Here is an 11,721-nt window from a genome sequence, read left to right on the forward strand (position 1 = left end):
CATTCAAACTAGAATTTTTTACGTTTTCTTGCAGCTTCAGATTTTTTCTTACGCTTAACACTTGGCTTTTCGTAGAATTCGCGCTTGCGGTACTCTTGTAAAGTACCAGTTTTTGAAACGGAACGTTTGAAGCGACGTAGAGCGTCATCTAATGATTCGTTTTTACGAACAACAGTTTTTGACATTTGAATCCCTCCCTCCAAACTTTGGTAACCGTTTTTCATCAAATATATAAAACAAAAAACTGTTCACCATACATTATATCTAATTGACATTTTACAGTCAACTATTCTGGAGTTTTTTTTAACAATTTTCGCATTTACCGAAAATTTCAAACCGATGACCTTCAATAACACACCCTGGTAGTTGTTCTTTAAACATATCCATCGGACACATATTAATTTCTTTTGTTGCCCCGCAAACTGTACAAATAAAATGATGATGGTGATCTTGGTTCACATTACAAGAAAATCTGTATTTTTTCTCGCCATGAAATTCTGTTTCTTCCAATAAGTTTAAATCTGAAAAATCTCTTAAATTTCGGTAAACAGTGTCATAGCTCATACCTTGATAACGCTCACTCATAAATTCAAACACATCAAGAGCAGATAAATACCTATTCTCTTCAATCAAAAATGATAAAATTTCTTTTCTTCGCTTCGTTAACTTTAGACCATTTTCCTTTAAAATAGCCATAGCTTGATTTAATTTTTCACTCAAGTTATTCACCGCCTTGTTAAGCTCACTAATTGAAGACTATTATATGATATAATAAAGCCAAAGTAAAAAAAAGTTAAGGATGGATAATATGACCCAAAATCGTTTATGTATTTTTGTGATCTCTGACTCTGCTGGTGAAACAGCTTCCAAGCTAGCTCAAGCAGCTATCGCCCAGTATGAAGGAGAACAAGTAAAAGTACAAATTGTAAAACATACCTTTATTTCAAGCGAAGAGGAACTACTACTTGCTCTAGAGGAAGCAAAAGAACGTAATGCCATTGTCATTAATACATTAGTATCGAAGGAACTCGTTGATATTACTAATGAATTTGGTTTATTGAACCATGTTTATACAATAGATTTGTTATCTAGTTTACTAAACGAAATAACAAATAGAACTGATCTTGAACCAAAACGTTTACCTGGTGCTATGCACTTTTTAAACAAAAATTATTTTGAGAGAATTAGCGCTATGGAGTTTGCTGTAAAATATGATGATGGTAAAGACCCTAATGGTTTTTTAGAAGCTGATATCTTGCTTCTAGGTGTGTCACGTACCTCTAAGACACCTCTTAGTTTATTTCTAGCTAATAAAAATTTAAAGGTTGCCAATCTACCTTTAATTCCTGAAGCACACATTCCTCAACAATTATGGGAAGTTGACTCTAGAAAAATCGTTGGTCTAACTAATGACCCCAAAATATTAAATTCTATTAGACAAGAAAGAATGAAAGCTTATGGTCTAAATCCAGAAACTGCTTATTCAAATATTAACAAGATTAAAAAAGAGTTAGCCTTTGCAACTGATTTATATGATAAATTAGGTTGTCTTGTGGTCAATGTTGCCCAATTATCTATCGAAGAAACAGCATCGATTATTTTAACCGAGCTAGGTTTAGAAGATCATAGCTATTATAACTAAATACAATAACATCAAAAGCTTTATCTACCTCGTGCGTACAAGATAGATAAAGCTTTTTATGATTTTTATTTATTTTGTTCCTCAATCCATAACTTCACAGCATCAAGTGCTTCTTGCATGCCTTCAGGTTTTTTACCACCTGCTTGTGCCATATCAGGACGACCACCACCGCCGCCGCCAACTAGTGGTGCAATTGACTTAATTAAATCACCTGCTTTTAATCCTTTGTCATTCATCTGTTTAGTCATACTCACTAAAAGATTTACCTTGTCACCTTGAACAAGCCCTAATACTAAAATGTCTGATAATTCTTTTTGCTTCCACTGATCAGCTAATTGACGTAACTGATTCATATCTTTAACAGCTACTTGTGAGGCAATAAAAGTAATCCCTTCAACTGTTTGAATATTTTTAAAGACATCATCTGCCTCAGCGTTAGCTAACTTAGCAGATAATTGCTCGTTTTCTTTTTGCATAGCTTTTAGTTGTTCTTGTAACTGCTCCACACGAGTCACACTATCTTTAAGTTGCGGTGCTTTAACCATTGCACTAATATCACGTAAGTAACCTTCTTCTTTATTAAGTAATTCATAGGCTTCCTTACTTGTCACAGCTTCAATACGTCTAACACCTGCGCCAATACCTGATTCTGATACAATTTTAAAAATACCAATATCAGAAGTATTCGTTACATGAACACCACCACATAATTCAATAGAATAATCTCCCACACTTACAACACGAACATCATCACCATATTTTTCTCCAAATAAAGCCATAGCACCCATATCTTTTGCAGAATCAATATCTGTTTCAACAGTGACTACTGGAATACTTGCCCAAATTTTTTCATTAACTTTCTTTTCCATCTCTTTTAACTCATCAGGTGTAGCTTGTTCAAAATGAGTAAAATCAAAACGCAAGTAGCCTGGTGCTACTAAAGATCCAGCTTGGTTAGCATGTTGACCAAGAACTTCTTTTAGAGCTTTATGTAGCAAATGAGTAGCGGTATGGTTTTTTATGATTTTATTTCTCACTTTGCTATCAATAACCAATTGATAAGATTCTCCCTCAACAAGTTCTCCGTATACTTCCACTTGGTGTAGTGATTGACCATTAGGTGCTTTTTTAACTTTCAATACTGTTGCTACTAGATCACCAGCTGTATTGAAGATGTTACCTTTATCAGATAACTGCCCTCCCATCTCAGCATAAAATGGTGTTTGACCAAAAATTAATTGAGCTTCCCCAGATGATACTTGTTCTCTTAGTTCATCTTCTTGGATAATCACCATTAATCTAGCATCAACTGATTCTTCTGTGTAACCTATAAACTCACTAACAACTTTGATATCTGTTAGAAGTGATGATTGAACACTCATAGATTCTTCTTTTGAACGAGCCGCACGAGCACGCTCTCTTTGAGCTGTCATTTCGGTTTCAAAGCCTTTATGATCAACACTTAACCCTTCTTCCATGGCTAATTCTTCTGTTAATTCAACTGGAAACCCATATGTGTCATATAATTTAAAGATATCTTTACCAGGTAAAATCGTCTCACCTTTAGTTTTTATATCAGCTATTAAATTAGAAATAATCGCTAAACCATCATTGATTGTTTCATGAAAACGCTCTTCTTCTGATTTCATAATTTTTTGAATGAAATCTTGTTTTTCAACAACCTCAGGATAATAACTCTCCATAATTTGCCCTACAACTGGTACTAAATCAACTAAAAAGGCTTTATCAATTCCTAATTTTTTACCATGACGTACAGCACGGCGAATCAAGCGGCGTAATACATAGCCACGTCCCTCATTTGAAGGTAAGGCCCCATCACCAATAGCAAATGACACAGCACGAACGTGATCTGCAATGACTTTAAATGATGTATCTAAATCAGCATCTTTACCATAAACAATCCCATCACTCATTTTTTGAGTTGCTTCAATAATCGGCATGAAAAGATCTGTTTCAAAATTAGTTGGCGCATCTTGAAAAATTGATACCATACGCTCAAGTCCCATGCCTGTATCAATATTTTTATGCGGTAGTGGTAAGTATTCATTGTTTTCTGTGTGATTAAACTCTGAAAAGACTAAATTCCAAATCTCAAGATATCTCTCATTTTCTCCACCTGGAAAATTTTCTGGATCATCTTCAGCGACATCATTGTACTCTTGACCTCTATCATAAAAAATTTCAGAGTTTGGTCCACATGGTCCAGCTCCTATATCCCAAAAATTTTCTTCTAGACTAATAATTGATTCTTGAGGTAATCCGATTTCTTCATGCCAAATACGTCTTGCTTCACTATCATCTGGGTGAACTGTGACATATAAACGATTTTTATCTAAGGCAAACCATTCTTTGGAAGTTAATAATTCCCAAGCCCAGTGAATAGCATCTTTTTTAAAATAATCTCCAATTGAAAAGTTACCTAACATTTCGAACATAGTATGATGTCTGGCTGTTTTCCCTACATTTTCAATGTCATTTGTTCTGATACTTTTTTGGGCGTTTGTTATTTTGGGATTTTCAGGCACAACAGATCCATCAAAATATTTTTTTAATGTGGCTACACCTGAGTTAATCCACAAAAGAGTTGGATCATCAATTGGTACTAGGGATGCACTTGGTTCAATTGAATGTCCCTTTGACTCATAAAAATCTAAAAACATTTGTCTAACTTGGCTACTACTTAGTTCTTTCATTTATAATTTCCTCCTAAAAATAAAAAGGCACCTTGCAGTCAAGGACGTCTACACGCGGTACCACCTTGATTGCAATGATGCCTATAAAGTCTCATTACCTCTTAAATTTTCTGTAACGCCGAAAAAGCGTGATAGTTTGATATCAATAAAATAAGGTAGCATTTTCACATATTTTCCTCTCTCAGCTAATGAAGAAATCTCTGGCAATTGATTATGTTAAAATTTGTCCTTAAGTGCATATAAAATTATAAAGAATTATAAGATTAATGTCAATCCTTCATAACAAAGTACTTGTCTAAAAATACTGAAATAGCTTTGTCATATTTTTTGGGAGCATCACTTAAAGACGTTGCATGGCGACTTCCTTCAAATACAACAAGTTCTTTGTCTCCTTGAGTAGCTTCATAAACATTATAAACCATATCAAAAGGAACAAACCGATCCTTATCACCATGAATAAATAAAGTCGGTAATTGATTTTTTTTTAGTTGTCTCACGCAATCTGCTTCTGAAAATTTAAATCCTATTTTATGCTTAGTATACCAAGAGGCAACTGGTATTAATGGGTACTTTGGTAGCTTAAACATTCTTTTTAGTTGATAGGATAACTGATTTTCAACAGAATCATACCCACAATCTTCAATGATACATCGCACTTGTTTAGGTAAATCCTCTCCACTGAGCATCATCGCAGTCGCAGCTCCCATACTAACGCCAAAAAGAACAATATTAATATCTTCTCCGTATAACTCAATCATCAGTTCAACCCATAATAAATAATCAAGACGATCAGACCAACCAAAACTAATATAATCGCCCTCACTCTCACCATGTGCCCTATTATCTGGTAGAAGAACATCTAATCCTTTATCATAAAATAATTTAGCATAACGAGCCATATCAAAGGCCTCTCCCATGTAACCGTGAATAACAATAGCCAGTTCTTTGTTTTCCTTTTTGTGTTTGATGAGCCTTCCTACTAGAGTTAACTGATCATGGCTTTTTATCTTTAGTTCTTCTTCTTTACCATAACTAAACTCCCAAGCCTTTTCTAACTCTTTTGAGTTATCTATATTATTTAAAAAAACTTTTTTCCCTGGTATAAAAGCTACTTTAAATAATAATAATGTACTAATTATTATTAAGAATAAGAAAAAAATGATGATATATAATAAGATTGTCAAAAAACCTCTCCTTTTTACTTGTTAATTTGTGATACACTTTAATTAAATACAAAGGAAAGGATGATCTACCATGATACAAAAAGAATACGGAAACACTCCTTGGATAAGAGCAGCATCATGTTATATGCGCACTTTAATCTTTGTTCAAGAGCAAAAAATCTCTCCAACAAAAGAATTTGATAGCTTCGATACAGATACTACCAATTATTTAGTTGCCTACTATAATCAAAATCCAATAGCGACTGCTCGTTTTTATCATAAAGACCATCTTCTTTTCCCAGGTTGCTTATGTGTTCATAAAAATTGGCGATATAAAGGACTTGGTTCCAAATTATTAATGGAACTTGAGATACGAGGAAAGCTTGCTAATTGTCACACGTCGATCATTTCCTGTCAAAAACAAACCATTCCTTTTTTTGAAAAACTGGACTATCAGGTATTTGGACATCCGTATATTGATAGTGGACATATTTGGTTTACGTTAAAAAAAGAACTTACCAACTACCAATTAGAAAAAATATACCAACTAGAACACATATGACGGAAAAGCCCTGACTGAGACGATTTAACCATTTTGACCATCTCTTTTCTTTTTTTGTTAAACCATCAGATTTACTTCGTGTTTTATCATCAGATAAAGAGATTAAAAAATTAATAATACCAAAGAAAATAAAAGATAATCCGTATTGAAATTCATTATCAGAGACAATAAATCCAACTAGAGCTACTACTAGTAAAACATATAACCACATTATTTTTGTATTCATAAAAACTCTCGTCCCCTCACTTTTAATTTTTATATAACCTAGAAAGGATAGTATATAAAAATCGAGGTCGACTCCATTAGCCGACCTCAAACTTATTATAATATTTTAGATTCAATCAAATCAGACTAGAAATCTTGTTTTCTTGCTTTACGTTTTGTTCTATTAGATTGTCTTTGCTCTAATTTACGTTTTTGTTTTTGATCATCAGCCAAGGCATATTGTATTTTTTTCTTATATCCAGGCTTAACTTTTTTCTTCTGTTTTTTGACCATACCAATCATGCTTGGATCTAATTTTTTCTGTGTACGTGTACGTTGTTCACGGCGTTTACGGTCATAATGATCAACAATTTCACCTTTACGAATGGCTTTTGATTCAAATTCAATGCCTAATTTTTCAAGCTCATTTATCAAAACCTCATCTTGAGGTTGATATAATGTAATGGCAATACCAGGTAATCCATTACGTCCAGTTCTTCCCACTCGGTGAATAAAGAATTCTAAATCACTTGGAATCTCAGCATTAATGACATGTGAAACTCCTTCAATATCAATACCACGAGCAGCTAAATCTGTCGCGACAACAAATTGATAATCAAGATTTTGGATGTTTTTCATCACACGTTTACGTTCTCTAGGTGGAATGTCTCCGTGAATTTTAGCAACTTTTAATCCTTTAGATTTTAAGTAGTCAGTAATTTCATCAACACGTTGTTTTGTATTAGCAAACACCATGGCTAAAAAAGGATGCCCGATTGTCAGTAGTTCATAAACGACATTATCAACATCTTGACCTTTTGTTGAAATTAACCAGTTATCAATCGTATCAGAGATAATTGACTTTGGTTGAATGTGTTCCACAACAGGATTTTCCATATATTTTTTCAAAAATGGTTTTAATTTTTCTGGAATGGTTGCACTAAAAACTAACATTTGTAGGTGACTTGGTAGTGTTGCTGCAATTTTATCAACATCTTCTAAAAATCCCATATCAAGAGTCATATCTGCTTCATCAATAACAAAAGCAAATGCTGTATGTGTTTTTAATGAATGACTTTCAATCAAATCAAGTATGCGACCAGGTGTCCCAATAACCATATGTGGTTGTTGGTTTTTTAATTTTTCCACTTGTCTTTTTTTGTCAGTCCCACCAACATAATTAGCAACACGTAATTCTACAGGAGACGCCTCAGCTAGTTCAGTTGCTGCTTTATAAATTTGTTCTGCCAATTCACGACTTGGTGCTGTAATAATGACTTGGACCTCATCTTTACTTGCATCAATTTTATTCATCAATGGTAATAGGAATGTATGTGTTTTACCAGATCCTGTTTGAGATTGACCAACCACACTTTTCCCCTTCATAATAACAGGAATTAATTTTTCTTGTACTTCAGTAGGTTGTACAAACCCTTTTTCATTTAGAGCTTCTAATAAAAAATCTTTTAAGCCAAATTGACTAAATTTTGTCATGTTACTCACCTTCCTTTGCAAACTTATGCATTCTCATGCATTATAGCATAGTTTTATTTAAAAAAATATTGATAAAATAATGAAGATAAAGATAAAGTACCCTAAAATAGAGTATGTTAACGCTGACGTTGCAAATTTACTATCGGCTCCGTAACCTCTTGCTAAAATCGGCATCGCATTTTGTACTGGCATGGCTGACTGTAGGATAAATACTTTTAACATTAAACTTGGCACAGGTATAATAAATGATAAACCAAAAACAACAAGAGGTGAAATAATATAGCGACCAATTAAGACACCTGCGACATCTTTATCCATTTGTAGCTTTTTAAAACCTGTTTGATAAATAATAATCCCAATAACAAATAAAGACAGTGCTGTTGTCATACCACCTATGTATGAAGCAAAATCATTTATTGGTTTTGGTACAGGTATATCTGTTAACATCCACATAATCCCTACAATAAACCCCATAATAGCTGGTGATAATAACTGTTTAGCTAATTTTTTAAAACTAAAAGAAGCTGGATTTAAATGATTTTCTGGGTTATCACTACTAATCATCATAATTCCTATCGTAAAGAAAAAAGTTGTGTTACAAATATAGTAAAGTAGGGCAAAAGGTATCGCTTTTTCTCCAAATATTGCCATATTAACAGGTAATCCCATAAAAATAGTATTGGCTGCTGTAAACATTGTTTGAAAAGAGCCTCGTCTTGTTCGCTCTACTTTAGTGATTCTTGAATAAGCTAAACTAATGAAAAACGTGACGATGATAGAGACAAAGGGTAGCAAAATACCTGAAAAAAGTTCTAAGAAGTCATGACGATTAAATTTTTCAGTCATATTTAAAAACATACTTAACGGCAACGTCACATTTAAAACGAGTTTAGAGAACAGATCTGCTGTTTTATTATCAAACCACTTTACTTGGGTCAGTACATAACCAACTAAAATAATAGCAAAAACAACTAAAATATTTAAATAAGCTGCAATCATTTATTAATTTCCTTCCACTTGTCTATAAATTCTTGGTAAACGATCAGACAACCCACAAATAATTTCATAATTAATCGTCCCAACGTATTCAGCAGCATCCTCGATGCTATTGTTTCGTTTTTGATTTTCCCCAAAAATGGTAACAGGTGTCCCTATCGGTAATTTATGTGGTAACCTAATCATACACTGATCCATACATACCCGGCCGACAATTTCAGCTAATTGCCCATCAACAATGACTTCATAACCTTGAAAACGACGCAAAAGACCATCTGCATACCCAATTGGTAGCGTTGCTATCCACTCATCACCTCTAGCTTCATAAGTTGCACCATAACCAATTTTTTCTCCTTTTTTAACCTTTTTCACATGAATAATTTTAGATTCGAGCGATAAGGCTGGTTTTAATTCATAAGGTAATTCCAATTCCTTACCTGATGGATTCAAACCATACATAGCATCACCAAAACGAATTAAATTACTCTTCCAAGCACCGTGCCATAAGGCTGTTGCCGAATTTGATGTATGAATGTATGGAATGTTCATATCAGAAAATACTTGCAGAGCTTTATCAAATCTAGATTGTTGTAACAACACATAAGACTCATCTTGACTATCTGCTGTAGCGAAGTGTGTAAATAAACCATTTAATTCAAAATAAGGTTGGGTTGTTAATAGTGACTTTGCTTTTAGCCACTCTGTTTCTTCTCGTAATCCGATTCTTCCCATACCTGAATCAATTTTCAAATGAATCACACATGGCTTATTCGTTTTTGCTTTAGACAACACATCACTTGCTTCTTCTAACCAACTTAGAGAGGATGCTGTTAACATAATATTATATTCGTTAGCAAGTGGAATGAAATTTGGATTAACATAACTCAGTACTAAAATAGGCAAACAAATCCCTGCATCTCTCAACTCAATAGCTTCATCTAGATTAGACACACACAAGCCATCTACAATATTTGAAGACTCTGCTAATTTAGCTACTTCAATTGCTCCATGACCATATGCATTAGCTTTTACGACTGCAAATAAATGTTGATCCTTATCTAAACGAGCAACTTCTTGAGCTAAATTGTAACTTATAGCATCTAAATCAACGATAATTCGACTCGGTCTATGAATACTCTCAATCATTTTGACTCCTTCTTTCTTTAACTTAATACTAGCTCTAGAACTTGACTAAATTTAATTAAAAAATGGTAGCTAAAATATAGAGAATAACAATATGGGCAGGATAAAAAATATAGAAGAATGACAGTAAGTTTTTCCCTGGTTCATCATTATATAACCCAATTGGAATAATCGCCAAAAACATCATCCAACTTGTACTACCATTAATTAGTTGACTCAAATCAAACTGAATCGTGACTAAAGATATAACACCTAAGACAATAGCTATCATTGGCAGATTTTTTCTAAACACATAAAATAACACACCTAAAATAACAGCATATACGCCACCTTCAACAGTTTGAAAACTTGGAAAAGCATAATACAAGAATAAACCAAACTTTCTTGTAGACTCGCTCATAATAAGTAAATTCAAAACAAATGAATAAACAGTTAAACCAGCAAGAATAGTAAAACCTTTCATAGGTGCTTTTTTATTTTCTGATTGAAAACTATCAAAGATTAACATCAATAAACCAGATAACAAAAATGTCCCAAATAGGTTATTAAACATTAAAACAGTGGGATTAATAAGTAACTTAGGCAAAGCATAATTAATGACTGACATCACCCAATAACTAATTATCACGCCTTTTAATAAACCTAAACGATTTTGACTATGAAAGTACACTTCTGATCCTAAAAATAAAAAAATCGGTAAACTTAAATGGCCAACCATATTTAACCACTGCGGAGCACCTTGGAATAACCACATGGAATAAACATGCTGGAATATCATACATATCATCCCAATAATAGCTAATTGACCTCTATTTAAAACTTTTGGCATAACAACACATCCTTTTATTAGTTTATATATAAAAAAATAAGGAGGGTGACTCTTTTATGTCACCCTCCCACTTACTATCTAAACACACGATAATTGTCATCTATAATCCTTTTGGGATAACTCCGATACCTATCGATTTGTCTCCTAAATGCGTCCCTATAACTGGGCCAAACTCACAAAGGTGAACGTCAATAGTTGGATCTTTTTTTAATAAATCATCTCGTACCTTTTTAGCCGTTTCTTCATTGTTACAGTGAATCACGTAAAACGTACTATCTTTAGGTTGACTAGGGATTTCTGTTAAGACAATATCTTCTAATCTAGATAAAGCCTTTTTTTGTGAACGGATTTTTTCACTCAAAATAATATCACCATCTTGAAACTTAAGAATCGGTTTAATTTTTAATAAAGTACCAATAATTGCTTGCCCATTCCTTAAACGACCACCTCTAACAAGATGATTTAAATCATCTACAACAATGTAGCCTTCTACCTTTTCACGCATCACATCTAACCTAGCTAAAATTTCTTCAGGAGTGACATCAGGATTTTGACTCATCTCCAAAGCAACTTCTACCATTTTCCCCATAGGTCCACTTGTAATAAGCGAGTCAAAGGGAAATATTTGGATGGTGTCTATTTGATTAGATAAAGAGTTTAGGTTAGTAACAAATCCTGATATACCAGAAGATAAATGAATACTTATAACAGCATCATATCCTTCTTCAGCAAGTTTATTATATAACTCAAGAACTTCTCCAATAACTGGTTGACTTGTTTTTGGAAATTCTTCAGCTTGTTTTAATGTGTCATAAAAACCATCTGTTGTAATATCAATTCCTTCTTGATAAACCTTATCATCAATAATCAAAGGAACAGGTATTATAAATAAGTTCTCATATTGTTTAAAATCGTCTCTTAAAAAAGCTGTACTATCTGTTACAATTGCAATCTTCATTTTTGTAAGTCCTCAA

12 protein-coding genes are annotated in these 11,721 nt (G+C 33.3%); 2 read left to right on the forward strand and 10 right to left on the reverse strand.

Annotated elements, in window-relative coordinates; all coding sequences use genetic code 11:
• Positions 1 to 8 precede the first annotated feature (8 nt).
• Both rpsU and VSF34_RS05500 read right to left on the reverse strand, forming a co-directional pair.
• Entirely contained in the window at positions 9 to 185 is a 177-nt protein-coding gene (rpsU, locus tag VSF34_RS05495; RefSeq protein ID WP_086951372.1) for a 30S ribosomal protein S21, read from the reverse strand.
• Positions 186 to 303: 118 nt separating this feature from the next.
• Complete coding sequence (locus VSF34_RS05500) at positions 304 to 696, reverse strand: Fur family transcriptional regulator (protein WP_326718033.1); 393 nt, start codon at positions 694 to 696, stop codon at positions 304 to 306.
• A 103-nt stretch (positions 697 to 799) separates the two neighbouring features.
• Here VSF34_RS05500 and VSF34_RS05505 point away from each other — a divergent pair, with 103 nt between their 5' ends.
• A complete protein-coding gene (locus tag VSF34_RS05505) occupies positions 800 to 1,642 on the forward strand; it encodes a pyruvate, water dikinase regulatory protein (RefSeq protein ID WP_370659247.1) in 843 nt (280 codons plus the stop codon).
• A 65-nt stretch (positions 1,643 to 1,707) separates the two neighbouring features.
• Here VSF34_RS05505 and alaS read toward each other — a convergent pair whose 3' ends face one another.
• Both alaS and VSF34_RS05515 read right to left on the reverse strand, forming a co-directional pair.
• On the reverse strand, positions 1,708 to 4,356 hold the full coding sequence (alaS, locus tag VSF34_RS05510; protein ID WP_326716361.1) for an alanine--tRNA ligase: 2,649 nt from the start codon (positions 4,354 to 4,356) through the stop codon (positions 1,708 to 1,710).
• Positions 4,357 to 4,625: 269 nt separating this feature from the next.
• A complete protein-coding gene (locus tag VSF34_RS05515; RefSeq protein WP_326716362.1) occupies positions 4,626 to 5,540 on the reverse strand; it encodes an alpha/beta hydrolase in 915 nt (304 codons plus the stop codon).
• A 70-nt stretch (positions 5,541 to 5,610) separates the two neighbouring features.
• Here VSF34_RS05515 and VSF34_RS05520 point away from each other — a divergent pair, with 70 nt between their 5' ends.
• Entirely contained in the window at positions 5,611 to 6,081 is a 471-nt protein-coding gene (locus VSF34_RS05520) for a GNAT family N-acetyltransferase (protein WP_326716363.1), read from the forward strand.
• Here VSF34_RS05520 and VSF34_RS05525 read toward each other — a convergent pair.
• From VSF34_RS05525 to VSF34_RS05550, 6 genes are all read right to left on the reverse strand, one after another.
• Entirely contained in the window at positions 6,035 to 6,307 is a 273-nt protein-coding gene (locus VSF34_RS05525) for a hypothetical protein (RefSeq protein ID WP_326716364.1), read from the reverse strand. The genes VSF34_RS05520 and VSF34_RS05525 overlap by 47 nt on opposite strands.
• 125 nt (positions 6,308 to 6,432) lie before the next feature.
• Entirely contained in the window at positions 6,433 to 7,779 is a 1,347-nt protein-coding gene (locus VSF34_RS05530) for a DEAD/DEAH box helicase (RefSeq protein ID WP_326716365.1), read from the reverse strand.
• Between the two features lie 57 nt (positions 7,780 to 7,836).
• Positions 7,837 to 8,778, reverse strand: coding sequence for an AEC family transporter (locus VSF34_RS05535; RefSeq protein WP_326716366.1), 942 nt, complete (start codon positions 8,776 to 8,778; stop codon positions 7,837 to 7,839).
• A 3-nt stretch (positions 8,779 to 8,781) separates the two neighbouring features.
• On the reverse strand, positions 8,782 to 9,921 hold the full coding sequence (alr, locus tag VSF34_RS05540; protein ID WP_326716367.1) for an alanine racemase: 1,140 nt from the start codon (positions 9,919 to 9,921) through the stop codon (positions 8,782 to 8,784).
• Between the two features lie 55 nt (positions 9,922 to 9,976).
• Complete coding sequence (locus VSF34_RS05545; protein ID WP_326716368.1) at positions 9,977 to 10,747, reverse strand: TraX family protein; 771 nt, start codon at positions 10,745 to 10,747, stop codon at positions 9,977 to 9,979.
• 100 nt (positions 10,748 to 10,847) lie between these two features.
• The gene (locus VSF34_RS05550) at positions 10,848 to 11,705 is read right to left on the reverse strand and encodes a DegV family protein (RefSeq protein WP_326716369.1); all 858 of its coding nucleotides are present in this window, start codon (positions 11,703 to 11,705) and stop codon (positions 10,848 to 10,850) included.
• Positions 11,706 to 11,721: the final 16 nt, after the last annotated feature.

This window comes from Vagococcus jeotgali (assembly GCF_035918315.1).
Lineage (GTDB): Bacteria > Bacillota > Bacilli > Lactobacillales > Vagococcaceae > Vagococcus > Vagococcus jeotgali.

What these genes read in the sequence shown, in the direction of transcription:
- VSF34_RS05545 (WP_326716368.1), bottom strand. Translation starts at nt 10,747, where the DNA reads ATGCCAAAAGTTTTAAATAGAGGTCAATTAGCTATTATTGGGATGATA.
- VSF34_RS05535 (WP_326716366.1), bottom strand. Translation starts at nt 8,778, where the DNA reads ATGATTGCAGCTTATTTAAATATTTTAGTTGTTTTTGCTATTATTTTA.
- VSF34_RS05550 (WP_326716369.1), bottom strand. Translation starts at nt 11,705, where the DNA reads ATGAAGATTGCAATTGTAACAGATAGTACAGCTTTTTTAAGAGACGAT.
- alaS (WP_326716361.1), bottom strand. Translation starts at nt 4,356, where the DNA reads ATGAAAGAACTAAGTAGTAGCCAAGTTAGACAAATGTTTTTAGATTTT.
- VSF34_RS05500 (WP_326718033.1), bottom strand. Translation starts at nt 696, where the DNA reads ATGGCTATTTTAAAGGAAAATGGTCTAAAGTTAACGAAGCGAAGAAAA.
- VSF34_RS05520 (WP_326716363.1), top strand. Translation starts at nt 5,611, where the DNA reads ATGATACAAAAAGAATACGGAAACACTCCTTGGATAAGAGCAGCATCA.
- VSF34_RS05530 (WP_326716365.1), bottom strand. Translation starts at nt 7,779, where the DNA reads ATGACAAAATTTAGTCAATTTGGCTTAAAAGATTTTTTATTAGAAGCT.
- VSF34_RS05525 (WP_326716364.1), bottom strand. Translation starts at nt 6,307, where the DNA reads ATGAATACAAAAATAATGTGGTTATATGTTTTACTAGTAGTAGCTCTA.
- alr (WP_326716367.1), bottom strand. Translation starts at nt 9,921, where the DNA reads ATGATTGAGAGTATTCATAGACCGAGTCGAATTATCGTTGATTTAGAT.
- rpsU (WP_086951372.1), bottom strand. Translation starts at nt 185, where the DNA reads ATGTCAAAAACTGTTGTTCGTAAAAACGAATCATTAGATGACGCTCTA.
- VSF34_RS05505 (WP_370659247.1), top strand. Translation starts at nt 800, where the DNA reads ATGGATAATATGACCCAAAATCGTTTATGTATTTTTGTGATCTCTGAC.